Here is a 19116-nt window from a genome sequence, read left to right on the forward strand (position 1 = left end):
GGCTGAGGACACGGACACATGGACACCGAGCACGAGTGGATCACCACTCCCGTCACCGCCGGCCTCCTGCGCGGCGCCCTCGACATCGAGCAGAGCGAGCACGGAGTGCTGCCGCACCGGCTGCCCGCCCGGGCCCGCGCCCAGAACACCGACGGGCAGCTGGCCATGGCCGAGTCGCAGCCCTCCGGGGTGCGGCTGGTCTTCCGTACCCGGGCCACCGCCGTCGAGCTCGACGCACTGCGCACCAAGCGCGCCTATGTCGGCGCGCCGCCCCGCCCCGACGGCGTGTACGACCTGATCGTCGACGGTCGCCGCGCGGGGCAGGGCAGCGTGACCGGTGGCAATGTGGTGACCGTGGACATGACCGCCGGGACCGCCGAGCAGCGGCCCGGCCCGGCGGGCACCGTCCGTTTCACCGGGCTGCCCGACGGCGACAAGGACGTCGAGATCTGGCTGCCGCACAACGAGACGACCGAACTGATCGCCCTGCGCACCGACGCCCCCGTCGAGCCCGCGCGGGATCCGGGCCGCAGGGTATGGCTGCACCACGGCAGTTCGATCAGCCACGGATCCGACGCCGCGAGTCCCACCGGCATCTGGCCCGCGCTCGCCGCCTGGCTCGGTGGCGTGGAGCTGATCAACCTGGGCCTGGCCGGGAGCGCCCTGCTCGACCCGTTCACCGCCCGTGCCCTGCGCGACACCCCCGCCGACCTGATCAGCGTCAAGATCGGCATCAACCTGGTCAACGCGGACCTGATGCGGCTGCGCGCCTTCGGTCCCGCGGTCCACGGCTTCCTCGACACCATCCGCGAAGGCCACCCGACGACACCGCTGCTGGTCGTGTCGCCCATCCTGTGCCCGATACACGAGGACACGCCCGGACCCTGCGCGCCCGACTTCAGCGGCATGAGCGCCGGACGACTGCGGTTCGTCGCCATGGGCGACCCCGCTGAACGCGCGAGCGGCAAGCTGACCCTGGGCGTCATCCGCGACGAGCTGTCCCGGATCGTGAAGCAGCGGGCGGCCGACGACCCGAACCTGCACTACCTCGACGGCCGCGAACTCTACGGCGAGACCGACTCCGCCGAACTGCCCCTGCCCGACAACCTCCACCCCGACGCCGCCACCCACCGCCGCATCGGCGAGCGCTTCGCCCGTTTGGCGTTCACCGAGGACGGGCCCTTCGCGGACGGGCCCAGCGCGACGACGGCCTAGGCGTCCTGCCCGGACGGGTCCTGGTCCAGCGGCGCCGTCCGCCGCCAGGGCCGCAGCTTCTCGATCTGCTCCGCCAGGCCCAGCAGCTCCGCCTCCGAGCCCGGACGCCCCACCAGTTGTACGGCGCTCGGGGCGCCGGACGGCAGCGTGCCGCACGGAACCGACATTGCGGGCCAGCCGGTGAGGTTCCACGGCGGGGTCATGGGCGAGTAATTGGTGTTGGCCATGACGTTGCGCAGCCAGCCCCGCTCGTGCCAGGGCTCGGACCTGGGGGAGCGGCGGGCGAGGGCCGGGGTGAGCAGCACGTCGTACTCGGCGAAGAACGGCTCCAGACGCCGACGCAACTCCTCCCGGCTCTCACCGCCCCGCACCCGGCCGACGAAGCGCTTGCCCACAGCGGCGTGGACCCGGGTCCGGCGGGCGAGTTGCCGGAGGTCGAGGCCCCGGGCGTCCTCGGCGGTGCCCGCCGTCCAGTGGGTCAGCGTGGTGACGCCCAGCGACATCGGATACGGCGGGTCGGCGCGCCGCACCTGGTGACCGGCCTTCATCAGCAGCCCCGCGGCCTCGCGGGCGGCTGTCGCGTACGGCTTGCTGATGGCGACCCCGGCGATCGGGCTGCGCAGGGACACCGCGATCCGGTGGGTGCCGGGCGCGTCCGGTCGTACGGCGTCGGCGTCGGTGTAGGTGTCGGCGAGGACCGACAGCATCAGGCGGGCGTCCTCGACCGTCGTGGCCAGCGGGCCGTTCTCCGACATGCCGAACCAGTCGCCGTCGCTGACGCCGGCCGGGACCACGCCGGTGCCGGGCTTGATGGTGACCAGGCCGCAGTTGGCGGCGGGAATGCGCAGGGAGCCCATGCCGTCGTTGCCGAGGGCGATCGGCACCATGCCCGCGGCGACCGCGGCCGCGCTGCCGCCGGACGAGCCGCCCGCCGTGCGCGAGGTGTCCCACGGGTTGCGGGCGGTGCCGTGCACGCCCTCCGTGGTGCCGAAGACGCAGAGCTCCGGCACGTTCGTCAGCCCGACGACCACCGCACCGGCCGCCCGCAGCCGGGCCACGGTGACATGGTCGTCGTCGGCCGGGGTGTCCGGCGTGGCCGCGGAACCGATCCGTTTGGACTCGCCGCGGACCGCGAGGTTGTCCTTCACCGCGACCGGCACGCCCGCCAGGGGCAGTTCGGCGAGGTCGGCACGCGCGGCCACCTCGTCGGCCTCGGCGAGCGCAGCCTCGGCCCGCACCACCCGGAACGCGCCGACGCGGCCGTCCAGCCGCTCGATACGGGCCAGGTGCTCGGCCACCACCTCCCGGGGCGTGGCCTGCTTCTCGCGTACGGCGGCGGCGATCTCGGCGGCGGTTCGGCCGACCCAGCTGGTCACGGCTGCTCCTCAGGGCTTACTCGCGAGTATGTAGGAGAACTCTGCCGGGCGGCGGGCCCGGCGTCGAGAGGCGCCACGCTTGGATATTCGGGAGGGTCTTCTTGGACTTTTCACGGCATCACTTCTCGACTCCGCCCCGCTGACCTGCGCATCATCCGATCAATGAGCCAACTCTGCTCCCTTCGCGTCCCATTGACAGCCCCTGGGGCCAGCCCAATCATCAGACATCCGATGAATGGGGGTGCCTCATGAGGAGACGCTGGAGAGCAGCCGGTGTCCTGGCGGCGCTGACGCTGTTGCTCGCGACGCCGCTGCCTGCGGTCGCGGCGGAGGGGCGGGCGGCGCCGCCGGTCACGGTGCCCGCCCTGGCCGACTGGACCCCGGCACCCGGCGGTTACACCTACGAGCGCTCCGCCCGCCTCGTGGCCGACGGCGCCGACGAACGCCGGGTGGCCGACACCCTCGCCGACGATCTCCGCGACGCGGGACACGGCATGGTTCCCGTGGTGCGCGGCGGCGCCCGACCCGGTGACATCGTTATCGACGTCCAGCCCTCCCGGACCGCCCTCGGCACGGACGGCTACGAACTCCGCTCGGGCAACCGGCTCTCGATCACCGCTGCGACCGAGACCGGCGCCTTCTACGGCACCCGCACCCTCCTCCAGCTGCTCGCCCAGGGCGACCGGATCCCCGCCGGCCGCACCGTCGACGTACCGCGCTACAAGGAGCGGGGCGTCGGTGTCTGCGCCTGCTACATCCACGTCTCGATGCCGTGGCTGGAGAACCTGGTCCGCGAGATGGCGTACCACAAGCTCAACCAGCTGCTCCTCGAACTGAAGGTGAAGAGCGAGGCCCACCCCGAGGCCAACACCTGGGGCTACTACACCAGGGACGAGATCCGCCGCCTGGTCGCCCTCGGCGAGAAGTACCACGTCGAGATCATCCCCGAGATCAACTCACCGGGGCACATGGACCCCTGGATCGAGAACCGCCCGGACCTCCAGCTGACCGACTCCGACGGCAACAAGCAGCCCTCGCGCCTCGACATCACCCGCCCGGAGGCCTTCGCCTACTACACCAGCCTGATCGACGAGTACGCACAGGTCTTCACCGCCACCTCCTGGCACATGGGAGCCGACGAGTACATGCTCGGCTCCGACTTCGCCAAGTACCCGCAGGTCCTGAAGTACGCGCGGGACAGATACGGCCCCGACGCCACACCCCAGGACGCCTTCATCGACTTCGTCAACCGCGTCCACGCCTACGCGGTCGGCCAGGGCAGGAGACTGCGCATCTGGAACGACGGCCTGACCGGCGCCAACACCGTCCCGGTGACCGCCGGAACGACGGTCGAGCACTGGCTGAACGTGGCGGTGAAGCCGAGCCGACTCCGGGCGCAGGGCTACCCGTTGATGAACGCCGCGTACGCCCTCTACCTGGTTCGCGGCGGCTTCCACAGTGACACCAAGGGGCTCTACGACCAGAGCTGGGACCCGCGCAGCTTCGAGGGCGAGAAGCTCACGTCCTCCGACGGCATCACCGGCGCGAAGATCAGCCTCTGGCCCGACAACGGCCGGGGCGAGACCGAGAACGAGGTCGCCGTCGCACTGTGGCCGGCACTCCGGCACATCGCCCAGGCGACGTGGGGCGACCCGCACCCGGACGCCACCTACGCCGAGTTCGCGGCGCGCGGCACGGCCGTGGGGCACGCCCCCGGGTGGCGGGAGCTGACCCGCGTGCCGGTGGCGGACGGGTCGTACACCTTCCGCACGCCCGGGTACCCGGCCCTCACCGCCGAGGTGCGGCGCACGGCCGACGGCTACGCGACCGTCCGCACGGCCGACGGCTGCCTGGAGGTGCGTGGCGGAAAGCTCACGCTCAACGTGCCCCTCCAGCCCGGAGTCGAGGCGGCGCCGCAGACGTGCGATCCCGGAAACACCCTCCAGCGCTGGCAGTTGGAGCCCACGGCCGGTGGCTACCGGCTCGTCAACGCCATCACCCGGATGACGGTGAGCGTGACGGACGACGGCCGGCTCGTGCAGTACCCGCCGGACGTGCGTACGCCCGCCGTATGGCACCTGACCTGAGGAGCCCTTCATGGCCGTATCCCGACGCGTCTTCGTCGCGACAGCCGCCGTCCTCGCCGCGACCGGCGCCACAAGACCCGCCCTCGCGGCACCCGCAGCCGCAACAGGGGACCGCCACCGCATCCCCGTCAGCCCCGACGACACCGAGGCCGACCTGGTCCGCAAGGCCTCCCAAGTGCGCCCCACCGCACGGCAGATCGCCTGGCAGCGCCTGGAACGCACCGCGTTCCTGCACTTCGGCGTGAACACCTTCACCGGCCTCGAATGGGGCACCGGCGACGAGGACCCGGACGTCTTCCAGCCCACCGGACTCGACACCGACCAGTGGGCGCGCGCCCTACGCGACGGCGGCTTCAGACTCGCCATCCTCACCGTCAAGCACCACGACGGCTTCGTCCTCTACCAGTCCCGCTACACCGGCCACAGCGTGGCGTCCAGCAGTTGGCGCGACGGCCGGGGCGACGTCCTGCGCTCCTTCGCCGACTCCATGCGCTGGTACGGCATCAAGGTCGGCGTCTACGTCTCGCCCGCCGACGAGAACCAGTACCTCCACGGTGTCTACGCCAACGGCAGCGCTCGCACCGACCACACCATCCCCACTCCCGTCGACGGCGACGACCGCACCCCGCCACGGTCGTTCACCCTCCCGGCCACCGACTACGGCGCCCATATGCTCAACCAGCTCCACGAGGTCCTCACCGAGTACGGCCCGATCGACGAGGTCTGGTTCGACGGCGCCCAGGGCCGCATCCCGCCGGACAAGGTGGAGAAGTACGACTGGGACAGCTGGTACACCCTCGTCCGCTCACTCGCCCCCGACGCCGTGGTCGCCGTCTCCGGCCCCGACGTGCGCTGGGTCGGCAACGAGGGCGGGCTGGCCCGCGAGGACGAGTGGAGTGTCGTACCGGTACAGGAGAAGGACTACGGCCGGACGGACTACGCCCTCGCGTACGACGCCCCCGACATGGGCAGCCGCGACGCGCTCGTCAAGGCCCGGCCCGTGGCCGACCACCTCCAGTGGTGGCCGGCCGAGTGCGACGTGTCGATCCGCGACGGCTGGTTCTACCACGCCGACCAACAGCCCAAGAGCGTCGAGCAGTTGACGGACATCTACTTCCGTTCCGTGGGCCGCAACTCGGTGCTCCTGCTCAACATCCCGCCGGACACGGACGGACTGCTGCCGGCCGCGGATGTGGCACGGCTGCGGGAGTTCCGCGAGCGCGTGGACCGTGAACTCCCGGAGGACCTGGCCCGCGACGCGCGCCGGGTCACCTCGCCGGGCGGTGTCACCGTCGACCTCGGCCGGGAGCGCGACGTGGACCGGATCAGGCTGGCGGAGGACATCCGGCACGGTCAGCAGGTGGAGAGCTTCGTCGTCGAGGCGTGGCGCGACGGTGCCTGGACGGAGGTGACCCGGGCGGGGGCCATCGGCGCGAGCCGGATCCTGCTACTGGGGGCTGCGGTGCGGGCCCGGCGGTGGCGGGTGCGGGTGACCGGTTCGCGGGCCGAGGCGCGGCTCGTGGAGTTCGGGCTGTACCGGTCGCGGCTCTGATCCGCGGGCCGAAATCCGGTTGACCGGGGTGGGGCCGCGCGGGCTGGATAGGGCACATGGCCGACATCCAGGGCTCGTACGACAACCTGTTCAGCGCCGTGCCGAACGCGCTGGCCGACATGCTGGACGCGGGGGACGCGGGCGGTTCCGTCGCGGTCTACGTGGACGGTGAGCCCGTCGTGGACGTCTGGGGCGGTTTCGTGGACGCCGGCCGCACCCGCCCGTGGGAGCGCGACACGATCGTCAACGTCTGGTCGGTGACCAAGACGATGACGGCGCTGTGCGCCCTGGTCCTCGCCGACCGCGGCGAACTCGACCCGGACGCGCCGGTCGCCCGGTACTGGCCGGAGTTCGGCGCGGCGGGCAAGGACAAGGTCTTGGTGCGGCACCTGCTCGCGCACACCGCCGGGCTGCCCGACTGGGACGGGCCGGTCGAAGAGCTCTACGACTGGCCCGCCGCCACCGCACGGCTCGCGGCGCGGGCTCCCCGATGGGAGCCGGGCACGGCGGCCGGATACCACTCGCTCACCCAGGGCTTCCTGGTCGGCGAGGTCGTGCGCCGGGTCACCGGCCGCGGCGTGGGCGAGTTCCTCGCCGAGGAGGTGACCGGACCGCTCGGTGCGGACTTCCACATCGGGCTGCCCGCCGAGCACGACCACCGTGTCGCGCGCACGATTGCGCCGACCGGGCAGGGCGAGGACTACGCGGCGAGCGCGCCCGGCAACCCGGAGGGCTCCGAGGCGGGCAACGGCGTACGGGTCCGGGACGGCAACAGCCCGGCCTGGCGCCGCGCGCAGATCCCCGCGGCGAGCGGCTACGGCAACGCCCGCTCGGTGGCCCTCGTCCAGTCCCTCCTGGCCTGCGGGGGAGAGGTGAACGGGGTGCGGCTCCTGTCCCGCGCCGGCTGCGACCGTGCCTGGGAGGAGCAGTTCGACGGCGACGACCGGGTCCTGGGCATGCCGATGCGATGGGGCCTGGGATACGGCCTGTTCGGCACCGCGTACGGATGGGGCGGCTGGGGCGGTTCCCTGGTGATGATCGAGCCCGACAGCCGACTGGCGGTGGCCTACGTGACGCAGCAGATGCGCGAGCCCGCGGAGGACACCCGGGGGATGGAGATCGTGACGGCGGCCTACGAGGGGCTCCAAGGGCTGCGCGGCTAGCCCCGCGAGCCCTCCCGTGCCCTGCACACGCCCCGCGTGCCGGTCACACGCCCCGCGCCACCCCCGTGCTCCCCCGCTCCACCAACCGCGGCACCGGCACCCGCACCGCCCGCGCCGATCCCCCGTCCACGAGTGCGGTCAGTTCCCGCGCCGCCGTACGCCCGAACTCCGCGCTGTCGCGGGACAGCGCGGACAGCCACGGCTTGACCATGCGGCACAGTGCGGAGTCCTCCCAGGACACCACCGACACGTCCGCCGGTACGGAGAAGCCGAGTTCGGCCGCGGCGGCGGCCCCGGCGACGGCCATCACGTCGTTGTCGTAGATCAGCGCGGTCGGGGGAGCCGGGTCCTCCAGCACCCGGCGGGTGACCGCCGCGCCCTCGGCGTCGGAGTAGTCCGTGGTCACCGACCTCACCTCGGAGAGGCCTCGGCGCCCGGCCTCGGCGCGCAGTGTGCGGATGCGGCGCTCGGTGTGGGCGAGCCCCGGCAGGCCCGCGATATGCACGATCCGCCGGTGACCGAGTGCGTACAGGCCGTCCACGACCGACGCCATCGCGCCCGCGTCGTCCGCCCACACGGTCGAGAGTCCGGGGTGGCGTTCGTCGGGTGCGCCGCCGATCACCACGGCGGGCAGGCCGAGTTCGTCGAGGAGGTCGGGGCGGGGATCGTCGGTGCGGGGGTCGACGACCAGGACGCCGTCCACGCGGTGCTCGGCCCACCAGCGCCGGTACACCGCGCACTCGTCGGCCACGTCCTCCACCACCTGGAACAGCAGCCCGAGATGGCGCTCCGCCAGCACCTCCTGGATGCCCGAGACGAGTTGGAGGAAGAAGGAGTCCACCCCCAGCGTGTCGGCCGGACGCGCCAGCACGAAGCCGACCGTCGCCGCGCCCTCCCCGGACAGCGCGCGTGCCGCCGTACTGGGCCGCCAGCCCAGCTCCTCGGCCACCTGCCGCACCCGGTCCCGGGTGTCCTCAGACACGCCCGGCCGGCCGTTCAACGCGAAGGAAACCGCGCTCTGCGAGACCCCGGCGTGCCGCGCTATGTCCTTCATCGTCGGCCGACGGGCCGGCGAGCGCTTGCCTGACATGGTGATTCCCCATTCCGGCGAAACATTCCCGAGCAGTATGCACTAATGCGGTTCAGGTCAGTGAGCACCGGCGAACCTAATACGGTTCAGCTCGGTGATCCTAATGCGCATTAGTCACTAATGAAATTAGCAGCGCGAGAGCCATTGACGGGCCCGTGGAGCGGCGTGCAGGGTCTGCCTCGTCTACCAACCCGCCCGCAAAGGAGGCCGGTTCACGGTGCCCACATCCCGTAGAGCCCTCGTTGCCGCATTCGCCGTCTGTCTCGCCCTGCCGCTCAGTGCCTGCGGCTCCGGAGGCGACGACGGCGGCACCGCCGACGCCTCCGGCAAGGTCGAGGGCGACATCACCTTCCAGACCTGGAACCTCCGCGCCAACTTCAAGGACTACTTCGAGGGCCTGATCGCCGACTTCGAGAAGAAGTACCCCGGCACCGACGTGAAGTGGATCGACCAGCCCGCCGAGGGCTACGCCGACAAGATCAGCGCCGACGCCGCGGGCGGCACCCTCCCCGACGTCGTCAACGTCTCGCCCGACCTGGTCGCCCCGCTCGCCAAGGCGGGCCTCGCACTCGACCTCGACAAGGCGGCGTCCCAGTACAGGAAGGAGTACCTGTCCGGTGCCTGGGCCAGCCATCAGATACCGGGCATGACGGGCACGTACGCCTTCCCCTGGTATCTCAACACCGGCCCGCTCTTCTACAACAAGTCCCTCTTCGAGCAGGCGGGGCTGGACGCCGAGCAGCCGCCGAAGACGTACGACGAAGTATTCGACGCCGCCCTGAAGATGGCGAAGGAGACCGACGGCAAGGTCGCCACCCTCGCCAACGTCCCCACCATCGAGGACTTCGGCCGCTACGGCGTCGAACTCATGAACAAGGAAGGCACCGCCTTCGCTTTCAACGACGCCAAGGGAGTCGAACTCCTCACCAGGTACAAGGAGTTGTACGACGCCAAGGCCCTCGACCCGCAGGCGCTGACCGCCACGCCCGAGTCGTCCGGCAAGAAGTTCCTCACCGGCGCCGTCGCCATGAACCCGGGCAGTGCGCTGGACCTCGGCAACTTCAAGAAGCAGGCGCCGAACCTGTACAGGAACATCGGGATCACCGACCAGATCACCAGCACCGGTCACGTCAACATGTACGTGATGGGCGTGATGGTCAACGCGCAGACCAAGCGCGCGCCCGCCGCGGTCGCCTTCGCGCACTACGTCACCGACGCGGCGCACCAGATGTCGTTCGCCAAGCAGGTCGCCATCTTCCCCAGCACCGCCGGTTCGCTCGATGACCCGTACTTCACCAAGGAGGACGGCACCGACGAGACGCGGGTACGGGTCGCCGCCGCCAAGTCGCTGAAGAACGCGGTCAACTACACGCCCGTGCTGTTCAGCGAGCAGATGAAGACCGAGCTGCGCAACGAGGTGGCCAAGGCGTTGCAGGGCAAAGAGAGCCCGAAGGAGGCCCTCGACAACGCTGTCAAGGCCTGCGACACGCTGCTTCAGCAGCAGGGGTAGCGCAAGATGGCCATGTCCACCGCCTCCCGGGTGCGGCGTCAACTGCCCACCAGTCCTTGGCTGTTCGCCGCCCCGGGGCTGCTGATCATCGGCGCCTTCATCCTGTACCCGTTCGTGTCCACCCTGGTCAACGCCTTCACCGACCGCCGCACCCTGATCCCGGGCCGGTTCGTGGGTCTCGCCAACTTCCGCGAGTTGCTCCAGGACGACATGTTCTGGGTAGGCCTGCGCAACAGCACGCTCTACGTCGTCGGCGTCGTCCCCGCCCTCGTCGTCCTGCCCCTGCTGCTCGCGCTCCTGGTGCAGAAGAACATCCCCGGTATCACCTTCTTCCGGTCCGCCTTCTACACCCCGGTCGTCGCCTCGATCGTGGTGGTCGGACTGATCTGGGTGTGGCTGCTCGACGAGCGCGGCCTGGTGAACTCCCTGCTGGAGACGATCGGCGTCGGCCGCGTCGGCTTCCTCAGCGACCAATGGCTGCTCCTGCTGAGCGCGATGGCCGTGACGGTCTGGAAGGGCCTCGGCTACTACATGATCATTTATCTGGCCGCGCTCGCCAACGTGCCGCGCGAACTGCACGAGGCGGCGGCCGTGGACGGTGCCGGAGCGATCCGCCGCTTCCTCACGGTCACCGTGCCCGCCGTCCGCTCCACCATGGTCCTCGTCGGGGCGCTGTCGTCGGTCGCCGCGTTCAAGGTGTTCTCCGAGGTGTACCTGATGGCCGGCCCGAGCGGAGGCCCGGCGGGCGAGGACACCACCCTCGTCATGCTCGTCCAGCGCACCGGCACCGGCCTGACCGGCCGGGTCGGCTACGCATCCGCCATCTCGGTCGTCGTCTTCGTCGTCACCGTCGCCCTGATGCTGCTCGTGCTGCGCGCGGACCGGAGGGACGAGTCGTGAGCGTCATGGAGAAGGTACGGCCCACCGCTTCGAGGCCCCGGACCGACGCCCGCGAACCCCGCGTCACCGACGAGAACGGCCGGCGCGTACGCGTGGGGGAGCTCGTCCTGCGCTACCTGCTGCTGCTCGCCGTACTCGCCCTCACCGTCGGTCCGTTCGTGTGGCAGCTGTCGACCTCGCTCAAGGGCCCCACCGAGGACATCTTCAGCTCCCCGCCGAAGTTCCTGCCCGGCGACCCCACCCTGCACAACTACGAGCGGGTCGCCGACACCATCCCCGTCTGGGACTACGCCCTCAACTCGCTGAAGGTGGCCGCCGCCAACGTCGCCACCAACTGCGTCGGCTCGGCCCTCGCCGGCTACGCCCTCGCCCGGCTGCGCTACCGGGGCCGCCGCGCGGCCACCCTGGCCTTCGTCCTCGCGATGCTCGTGCCCGTGGAGGGCATCATCATCGCCCAGTTCACCACCATGCGGGAGCTGGGCCTCAACAACACCCTCATCGGCGTCGTACTGCCGGGCTGCGTCAGCGCCCTGAACGTCCTGCTGATGCGCAACGCCTTCCTCAACCTGCCGTACGAGATCGAGGAGGCGGCCTACGTCGACGGCGCCAACGTCTGGCAGCGGTTCCTGCGGATCGCGGTGCCGTCCGTGAAGGGGACCCTCGCCGTCGTCGCGATCTTCGCCTTCATGGGCGCCTGGGACGACTTCCTGTGGCCGCTGATCGTGCTGAGCGACCCCTCCAAGTTCACGCTGACCATCGGCCTCAACTACCTGCACGGCACCTTCGCCAACGACGAACGCCTCGTCGCCGCCGGCACGATCATCGCCGTGGCGCCGCTGATCGCCCTCTTCGCCTGCCTTCAGCGGTACTTCTTCCGGGGCGTGGGCGAGGGCGCCGTAAAGGGCTGACCTCGCGCAGGGCCGACCCCGGCCGTCCGTCGCACCCCCCTCGCACCTCCCTCACAAGGACACGCATGCCTTCTGCCGTGCGCTTCGGCGTCAACTACACCCCGAGCGAAGGGTGGTTCCACCACTGGCTCGACTTCGACCTCGACTCCGTACGCGCCGACCTCGACTCCCTCGCGGCGCTGGGCCTCGATCACATCCGCGTCTTCCCGCTGTGGCCGTACTTCCAGCCCAACCGCACCCTGATTCGCCCCAGGGCCGTCGAGCACCTCGTCCAGCTCGTCGACGCCGCCGCCGAACGCGGCCTCGACGTCAACGTGGACGGTCTGCAAGGCCACTTGAGCAGCTTCGACTTCCTCCCCGCCTGGACCCGGACCTGGCACCGCCGCAACCTCTTCACCGACCCGGACGTCATCGACGGCCAGGCCGCCTACCTGCGCACACTCGCCGCCGCCCTGGCCGGCCGGCCCAACTTCCTCGGCATGACCCTCGGCAACGAGGTCAACCAGTTCTCGGCGGGCCCGCATCCCGATCCCGACCGGGCGACCGAGGCGGAGATCGACCGCTGGCTGACGCGCATGCTCGCCGCCTGCGAGGAGGGCGCCCCGGGGCGGGTGCACCTGCACGCCGAGTACGACGCCACCTGGTACCAGGACGACCAGCCGTTCACGCCGGCCCAGGCCGCCCGCCACGGCGCCGTCACCGCCGTGCACTCCTGGGTCTTCAACGGCACCGCCCAGCGCCACGGCCGTACCTCCGTGCCGACCGAGCACCACGCCGCGTACCTCGTCGAACTGGCCAAGGCATGGGCCGACGACCCGCACCGCCCCGTCTGGCTCCAGGAGGTCGGCGCGCCCGCGCCCCTGATCCCGCCCGAGCACGCCGCCGCCTTCACCGAGGCGACCGTCATGAACGCCTTGGACTGCCCCGACCTGTGGGGCATCACCTGGTGGTGCTCCCACGACGTCTCCCGTGAGCTGGCCGACTTCCCCGAACTCGAATACGGACTGGGCCTGTTGACCAACGACAGGAAGCCGAAGGACACCGCTCGGGTGCTGGAGCGGGCGGCCCGGGAGACCTCCCGGACGCCTGAGCCGCGTACGACGGCACTGGTCGTGCCCGCCGATCCCTCCAGGCGCTCGCTCTGTGCCCCGGGCGGCCCGGTCTTCGACGCCTATTTCCGGCTGGTCGCCGACGGCGTCCGTCCCACCACCGTCCTCGACGCGCGGGCCGGCGACCGGGAACACCTCGGCGCGCGCGGCATCACCGAGGTCGTCGCTCCCGATCAGGTACGCCCCGCCCCACCAGGAGGCACCCCCTCGTGAACCCCACCAGACGTACCGTCCTGCTTGCCGGCGCCACGGCCGCACTGCTGCCCTCGCCGCCGGCGGCGGCCGAGCCCGAGCGCGGTCGGACCGAAGCCGCCGCGCTCCAGCCGTACGCCTCCTACTGGTACCCGGACTCGCTGCCCTCCGGCAGCCCCGGCACCGGCATCACCTGGCGCAGCCTGAAGTCCTGGCGCCCGGCCGACGACCCGGACCTCGCCTTCAACGCGGCGACCGTCCCGCTCGCCCCGCGCTTCACCCCGACCCCGGTGAACACGACCGCTCGGGCGGGTCAGGCCCGTATCCAGTCCCTGGTCTCCTTCGGGCCCACCGCGAGCAACCCCTCGCAGGGCTCGGCCACCGCCGACTACTACGCCCCCACCCACTGGGCGTACATCGACGAGCTGGTCTTCTGGGGCGGCTCGTCGGGGGAGGGGCTGGTGCTCGCGCCGAACGCGCCGGTCGTCGACGCCGCCCACCGGCACGGGGTGCCCGTCCTCGGCAACGTCTTCCTGCCGCCCGTCGCCTACGGCGGGCAGTTGCAGTGGACCCGTGACCTGGTGCAGAAGGACGCGGCCGGGCGGTACCCGCTGGCCGAACGGCTGGTCGCGGTCGCGGAGGCGTACGGGTTCGACGGGTGGTTCGTCAACGCCGAGACCAGTGGCGGGAACGCCGCGCTGGGTGCGGACATGCTGGGTTTCCTGCGGGAGCTGAAGACGCGCGCCAAGGCCAAGGGGCAGCGGGTGACCTGGTACGACTCGATGACGGTGAACGGGAGCGTGAGCTGGCAGGGGGCGCTGAACTCGCAGAACGAGGCGTTCTTCCAGGCCGCCCACGACATGTTCGTCGACTTCCGGTGGACGGCGGCGAAGCTGACGTCGTCCGGGCGGTTGGCCGGGCAACTGGGCCGCAGCCGCTACGAGTTGTGGGCGGGCGTCGACGTCGAGGCGGGCGGCTGGAACTCGTCCGTGAACTGGGACGCGATCGTGCCGCGCGACAAGGCGCACGTCGTGTCGGTCGGTTTCTACCGGCCCGAGTGGACCCGCAATCACCTGCCGTCGGGCGGCCGGACTCCGGGGGCCTTCCATGCCGCCGACGACCGGTTCTGGACCGGGCGTTCACTGGATCCGTCGCGGCCGGACGGCACGGACAGCTGGCGGGCGCCGGCGGTGTCGGTCGCCGACCGGTCGACGGTCGCCTCGGTGCCGTTCGCGAGCGTGTTCAACACCGGGCACGGGCTGCGGTGGTACGAGGACGGGGAGGTGACGTCGGATACGCCGTGGAACCATCTCGGACTGCAGGACCGGCTGCCGTCCCGGCGCTGGGTCGTGCACACCGACGGGCAGCGCCCCGGTGTGAACTTCGACTTCGCGGACGCGTGGCGCGGCGGAAGCAGTGTGCTCGTCGAGGGTGAACTGGACGAACCCGCGATCGTGGAGGTGTACGCGAGCCGGCTGCCGGTGACGGTTGACACGGTTGTCGAGCTGACGCACCGGACCGACGCGGGCCGTGTGAACGTCGAGTTGGCGGTGGCCATGGCCGAGCCGAGCGGGCCGGGGGCGACACCGCCGTACACATATCTGCCGGTGAACTCGGTCAACGGCTGGCAGACCGCGACCGTCCCGCTCACCGGCCTGATCGGCACCGCACACGCGATCGGCATCCGGCTCACCGCGCCCGACGGCGGCCTAGTCCGCTGGCGGCTCGGCGGCCTTGCCGTCCGCAACGCCCGCCACACGCCGGGCGCTCCCTCCGGCCTCCGGATCACCGCGGCGGCGGGCGGCGACCTGCGCTTCGCCTGGAACCCGGCCTCCGGCGACGTACGCCACTACAACCTCCACCGCCTCCTCCCCGACGGCACCAGGCGTTTCCTCGGCGGCACCTGTCAGCGGGCGTTCTTCGCCGGTGGCCTGCGACCCGAACAGGGTGAACAGGCGGCGCGGTTCGAACTGCGCGCCGTAGGGGAGCTCTACACCACGTCGGCCCCCGCGACCGTCACCCACGCCTGGTAACCCGCCCCACCCCGAGACCTACGGAGTGCCCCCGCATGCATGACGACCGCAGCCTGGTCGAAGCCCGTCTCAAGCGCGTCCTCGACGAGCGTGTCCGACCCGCCGTGTACCCGGAGTCCGTGCCGCTGGAAGTCGCGGTGTGGCATGCGCCGGGCGAGCCGGTGCCGGTCGCCGAGGGGATCGCGGCCGAGCCCGAGCCGATCGAGGTGGGGGCGCGCTGGGGTGCTCCCTGGGGCACCAGCTGGTTCCGGGTCACCGGGACCGTGCCCGAGGAATGGGCCGGCCAGACGGTCGAGGCGCTCCTCGACCTCGGGTTCGACGAGAACATGCCCGGCTTCCAGTGCGAGGGCCTGGTCTACCGGCCCGACGGCACCCCGGTGAAGGGCCTCAACCCGCGCAACCAGTGGGTGCGCATCGGGGCCCCGGTGGCGGGCGGGGAGCAGGTCCGGCTGCACATCGAGGCGGCCTCCAACCCCGTCATCCTCGACTACCACCCCTTCCTGCCCACGCAGTTGGGCGACAAGGAGACGGCCGGCAGCGAACCCCAGTACACGCTCACCCGCATGGACCTCGCCGTCTTCGACGAGACGGTGTGGCAGCTCGTGCTCGACCTGGAGGTGCTCGGAGAGCTGATGGCCGAGCTGCCGGTGGAGTCGGCCCGGCGCTGGGAGATCCTGCGGGCGGTGGAGAAGGCGCTGGACTCGATGGACCTCCAGGACGTGGGCGGCACGGCGGCCCGCGCCCGTTCCCGCCTCACCCGCGTCCTCGCCGCCCCCGCCGTCCCGTCCGCCCACCGCATCAGCGCCGTCGGACACGCCCACATCGACTCGGCATGGCTGTGGCCGCTGCGCGAGACGGTGCGCAAGGTGGCCCGTACGACCTCCAACATGACCGCGCTCATCGAGGACGAGCCCGACTTCGTCTTCGCCATGTCGCAGGCCCAGCAGTGGGCGTGGGTGAAGGAGCACCGGCCCGAGGTGTGGGCGCGGGTGAAGAAGGCGGTGGCGGACGGGCGGTTCGTGCCGGCGGGCGGGATGTGGGTGGAGTCGGACACCAACATGCCGGGTTCGGAGGCGATGGCCCGGCAGTTCGTGCACGGCAAGCGGTTCTTCCTCGACGAGTTCGGCATCGAGAACGACGAGGCATGGCTGCCCGACACCTTCGGATTCGCCGCCGGGCTGCCCCAGATCATCAGGGCCGCGGGTGCCAAGTGGCTGCTGACGCAGAAGATCTCCTGGTCCCAGACCAACAAGTTCCCGCACCACACCTTCCAGTGGGAGGGCATCGACGGCACCCGGATCTTCACCCACTTCCCGCCCGTCGACACCTACAACTGCTCCATGAAGGGCAGCGAGATCGCCCACGCGGCCCGCAACTTCAAGGACAAGGGTGTCGCCCGGCACTCCCTCGCCCCCACCGGCTGGGGCGACGGAGGCGGCGGCACCACCCGAGAGATGGTCGCCAAGGCGGCCCGGCTCCGGGACCTGGAAGGCTCCGCCACCGTCGTCTGGGAGACCCCGGCGGCCTTCTTCCGCAAGGCCGAGGCCGAGTACCCCGACCCGCCCGTCTGGGTCGGCGAGCTCTACCTCGAACTCCACCGCGCCACCCTCACCAGCCAGGCGAAGACCAAGCAGGGCAACCGCCGCAGCGAACACCTCCTGCGCGAGGCCGAGCTGTGGGCGGCGACAGCCGCCGTACGGACCGGATTCCCCTACCCCTACGCGGAGTTGGACCGCATCTGGAAGACGGTGCTGCTGCACCAGTTCCACGACATCCTGCCCGGGTCGTCGATCGCGTGGGTGCACCGGGAGGCGCGGGCGACGTACGAGCGCCTCGCGGGTGAGCTGAACGCGATCATCGAGTCCGCCCAGCGTGCCCTGGCGGGCGAGGGCGGGACCGCGCTCGTCTTCAACTCGGCTCCGCATGCGCGCGAGGGCGTACCGGCGGGCGGCGCCCGCATCCCGGTGCCGGAGGGCCGGACGGCACGCACCGAACGCCCCGGCGGAGGGTTCGTCCTCGACAACGGCCTGCTGCGCATCGAGATCGACGCGCGGGGCCTGGTCGTGTCGGCGTACGACATCGAGGCCGACCGCGAGACGGTCGCGCCGGGCACGGCCGCGGGCCTCCTCCAGCTCCACCCCGACTTCCCGAACATGTGGGACGCCTGGGACGTCGACGAGTTCTACCGCCACACGGTCACCGACCTGACCGACGTGGACGAGATCACCCCCGGCGACGACGGGACGTCGGTGCGGATCGTCCGTTCCTTCGGTGCTTCCCGCGTCACCCAGGTGCTGTCGCTCGCGCCGGGGGAGCGGCGGCTGCTGCTCGACACGGAGGTCGACTGGCACGAGACGGAGAAGTTCCTGAAGCTGGCCTTCCCGCTCGACGTGCACGCGGAGCGGTATGCCTCCGAAACCCAGTTCGGGCACTTCCACCGTCCCACGCACACCAACACCAGCTGGGAGGCGGCCAAGTTCGAGGCCTGCAACCACCGTTTCGTGCATGTGGAGGAGCCGGGCTGGGGTGTCTGCGTCGTCAACGACTCCACGTACGGCCACGACGTGACCCGCACCGTCCGCACGGACGGCGATCGCGGCACGACCACCACCGTCCGCGTCTCCCTCCTGCGCGCCCCGCGCTTCCCGGACCCCGAGACCGACCAGGGCGCCCACCGCTTCCGGCACGCCCTCGTGCCGGGCGCGGGCATCGGGGACGCGGTGCGCGAGGGCTGGCGGATCAACCTGCCGGAGCGGCGGGTGACCGGCGGCGCCGAGGTCGCCCCGCTGGTGGCCGTGGATCAGGACGCGGTCGTCGTGACCGCCGTCAAGCTGGCCGACGACGGCAGCGGGGACGTGGTGGTGCGCCTCCACGAGGCCCACGGCGGCCGGGTACGGGCCACCCTGACGCCGAACTTCGAGGTCGCGGACGTCGCGGCGACGGACCTGCTGGAGCGCCCGCTGCCCGAGGCGCCGGCGTACGACGGCGCGCGCGTCGCACTGCGGCTGCGGCCCTTCGAACTGGTGACGCTGCGGCTGCGACGGGCCTCGTAGCCCGGACGGGGGACGGCGGCGCGCCGCCGTGGAAGGGTGCGCCAACTGCCCTCACACTCAAGGGTGTTGGCGTCCCCATCGCGCCTTGGAGGCACTCTTGAAGCTCGTCACGCGCGCCCAGCTCGGCTGGCCCTCGTCCGCCGCACCCACACAGACCTCGACCAAGGGCGTGAAGGTCCACTACGAAGGCGCCACGGTCAGCGTGAAGCTCCTCGACGACCACGACCTCTGCATCGACAAATGGAAGGCGATCCGCAAGGACCACCTGGCCAACCCGAAGGAGAACTACTCGGACATCGCCTACAACTACGGCGCCTGCCCGCACGGTCATCTCCTGGAGGGGCGCGGCCTCGGCAGGCGCACCGGGGCGAACGGCAACCAGGAACTCAACCGCGCCCACTACGCGATCTGCGGCCTGGTCGGCTCGAAGGGGCTCACCAAGCCGAACGACGCGATGCTGGGCGCGATCCGCGACGGCATCGAGCTGCTGCGCCGCCACGGCGCCGGCAAGGAGATCAAGGGACACCGGGACGGACTGGCCACCGCATGTCCCGGCGAGCACCTGTACGCGTGGGTGCGGAAGGGAGCCCCGCGGCCCGGCGATTCGCCGAGCGTGCCGGGCCCGCGTCCGGTCGTCGACCTGTCGAAGGTGATCGCCGCGGCCCTGCACGACCCGGACCGGCCGGGCACACCGGTGTCGTACGCGGGCGTACGGACTGTGGAGAAGGCGCTCGTCGCGGAGGGCCTCCTCGATGCCGAGTACGCCGACGGCCACTTCGGCGGGGCGACCGTCAAGGCGTACTCCGCCTGGCAGCACCGGTGCGGCTTCACCGGCGCGGACGCCAACGGCATTCCCGGTCAGGTGTCACTGGACCGGCTCGGCGCGGCCCACGACTTCGACGTGCGGCCGTAGGACCCGGCGCCGGTG

General features: G+C 71.4%; 13 protein-coding genes. 11 read left to right on the forward strand and 2 right to left on the reverse strand.

The window, feature by feature from the left end; genetic code table 11:
• Positions 1–18 precede the first annotated feature (18 nt).
• Entirely contained in the window at positions 19–1215 is a 1197-nt protein-coding gene (locus ADK36_RS16880; RefSeq protein ID WP_053198092.1) for a GDSL-type esterase/lipase family protein, read from the forward strand.
• Here ADK36_RS16880 and ADK36_RS16885 read toward each other — a convergent pair.
• Positions 1212–2591 (reverse strand): amidase, encoded by a 1380-nt coding sequence (locus tag ADK36_RS16885; protein ID WP_048580076.1) that lies wholly within the window; start codon positions 2589–2591, stop codon positions 1212–1214. The two genes, ADK36_RS16880 and ADK36_RS16885, sit on opposite strands and share 4 nt — an antisense overlap.
• Positions 2592–2839: 248 nt before the next feature.
• Between ADK36_RS16885 and ADK36_RS16890 the strand changes: the two genes are divergently transcribed.
• From ADK36_RS16890 to ADK36_RS16900, 3 genes are read left to right on the forward strand one after another with little or no spacing between them, the layout of a single operon-like run.
• The gene (locus ADK36_RS16890; protein ID WP_053198095.1) at positions 2840–4678 is read left to right on the forward strand and encodes a family 20 glycosylhydrolase; all 1839 of its coding nucleotides are present in this window, start codon (positions 2840–2842) and stop codon (positions 4676–4678) included.
• A 10-nt stretch (positions 4679–4688) separates the two neighbouring features.
• On the forward strand, positions 4689–6230 hold the full coding sequence (locus tag ADK36_RS16895) for an alpha-L-fucosidase (protein WP_053198097.1): 1542 nt from the start codon (positions 4689–4691) through the stop codon (positions 6228–6230).
• A gap of 56 nt (positions 6231–6286) precedes the next feature.
• Positions 6287–7393, forward strand: a complete 1107-nt coding sequence (locus ADK36_RS16900; protein WP_048580079.1) for a serine hydrolase domain-containing protein — start codon at positions 6287–6289, stop codon at positions 7391–7393.
• Positions 7394–7436: 43 nt separating this feature from the next.
• Here ADK36_RS16900 and ADK36_RS16905 read toward each other — a convergent pair whose 3' ends face one another.
• A complete protein-coding gene (locus ADK36_RS16905; RefSeq protein ID WP_048580080.1) occupies positions 7437–8483 on the reverse strand; it encodes a LacI family DNA-binding transcriptional regulator in 1047 nt (348 codons plus the stop codon).
• A gap of 217 nt (positions 8484–8700) precedes the next feature.
• Between ADK36_RS16905 and ADK36_RS16910 the strand changes: the two genes are divergently transcribed.
• From ADK36_RS16910 to ADK36_RS16940, 7 genes are all read left to right on the forward strand, one after another.
• A complete protein-coding gene (locus ADK36_RS16910; RefSeq protein WP_048580081.1) occupies positions 8701–9993 on the forward strand; it encodes an ABC transporter substrate-binding protein in 1293 nt (430 codons plus the stop codon).
• A 6-nt stretch (positions 9994–9999) separates the two neighbouring features.
• On the forward strand, positions 10000–10893 hold the full coding sequence (locus tag ADK36_RS16915) for a carbohydrate ABC transporter permease (RefSeq protein WP_048580082.1): 894 nt from the start codon (positions 10000–10002) through the stop codon (positions 10891–10893).
• Positions 10890–11801: a carbohydrate ABC transporter permease gene (locus tag ADK36_RS16920; protein ID WP_048580083.1), complete on the forward strand. Its 912-nt coding sequence runs from the start codon at positions 10890–10892 to the stop codon at positions 11799–11801. Before ADK36_RS16915 ends, ADK36_RS16920 begins: the two co-directional genes overlap by 4 nt.
• A 65-nt stretch (positions 11802–11866) precedes the next feature.
• The gene (locus ADK36_RS16925) at positions 11867–13123 is read left to right on the forward strand and encodes a glycoside hydrolase 5 family protein (protein ID WP_078916074.1); all 1257 of its coding nucleotides are present in this window, start codon (positions 11867–11869) and stop codon (positions 13121–13123) included.
• Entirely contained in the window at positions 13120–15135 is a 2016-nt protein-coding gene (locus tag ADK36_RS16930; RefSeq protein ID WP_053198099.1) for an endo-beta-N-acetylglucosaminidase, read from the forward strand. The genes ADK36_RS16925 and ADK36_RS16930 overlap by 4 nt, the downstream gene beginning before the upstream one ends.
• A gap of 35 nt (positions 15136–15170) precedes the next feature.
• A complete protein-coding gene (locus tag ADK36_RS16935; RefSeq protein ID WP_053198101.1) occupies positions 15171–18188 on the forward strand; it encodes an alpha-mannosidase in 3018 nt (1005 codons plus the stop codon).
• Between the two features lie 97 nt (positions 18189–18285).
• Complete coding sequence (locus ADK36_RS16940) at positions 18286–19101, forward strand: N-acetylmuramoyl-L-alanine amidase (protein ID WP_048580087.1); 816 nt, start codon at positions 18286–18288, stop codon at positions 19099–19101.
• The last annotated feature ends 15 nt before the right edge of the window (positions 19102–19116 follow it).

It is taken from the genome of Streptomyces viridochromogenes, from assembly GCF_001270495.1.
GTDB lineage: Bacteria > Actinomycetota > Actinomycetes > Streptomycetales > Streptomycetaceae > Streptomyces > Streptomyces viridochromogenes_A.

Coding starts and splice junctions, on each gene's coding strand:
- ADK36_RS16880 (WP_053198092.1), top strand. CDS start 19: ATGGACACCGAGCACGAGTGGATCACCACTCCCGTCACCGCCGGCCTC.
- ADK36_RS16905 (WP_048580080.1), bottom strand. CDS start 8,483: ATGTCAGGCAAGCGCTCGCCGGCCCGTCGGCCGACGATGAAGGACATA.
- ADK36_RS16915 (WP_048580082.1), top strand. CDS start 10,000: ATGGCCATGTCCACCGCCTCCCGGGTGCGGCGTCAACTGCCCACCAGT.
- ADK36_RS16890 (WP_053198095.1), top strand. CDS start 2,840: ATGAGGAGACGCTGGAGAGCAGCCGGTGTCCTGGCGGCGCTGACGCTG.
- ADK36_RS16925 (WP_078916074.1), top strand. CDS start 11,867: ATGCCTTCTGCCGTGCGCTTCGGCGTCAACTACACCCCGAGCGAAGGG.
- ADK36_RS16935 (WP_053198101.1), top strand. CDS start 15,171: ATGCATGACGACCGCAGCCTGGTCGAAGCCCGTCTCAAGCGCGTCCTC.
- ADK36_RS16895 (WP_053198097.1), top strand. CDS start 4,689: ATGGCCGTATCCCGACGCGTCTTCGTCGCGACAGCCGCCGTCCTCGCC.
- ADK36_RS16900 (WP_048580079.1), top strand. CDS start 6,287: ATGGCCGACATCCAGGGCTCGTACGACAACCTGTTCAGCGCCGTGCCG.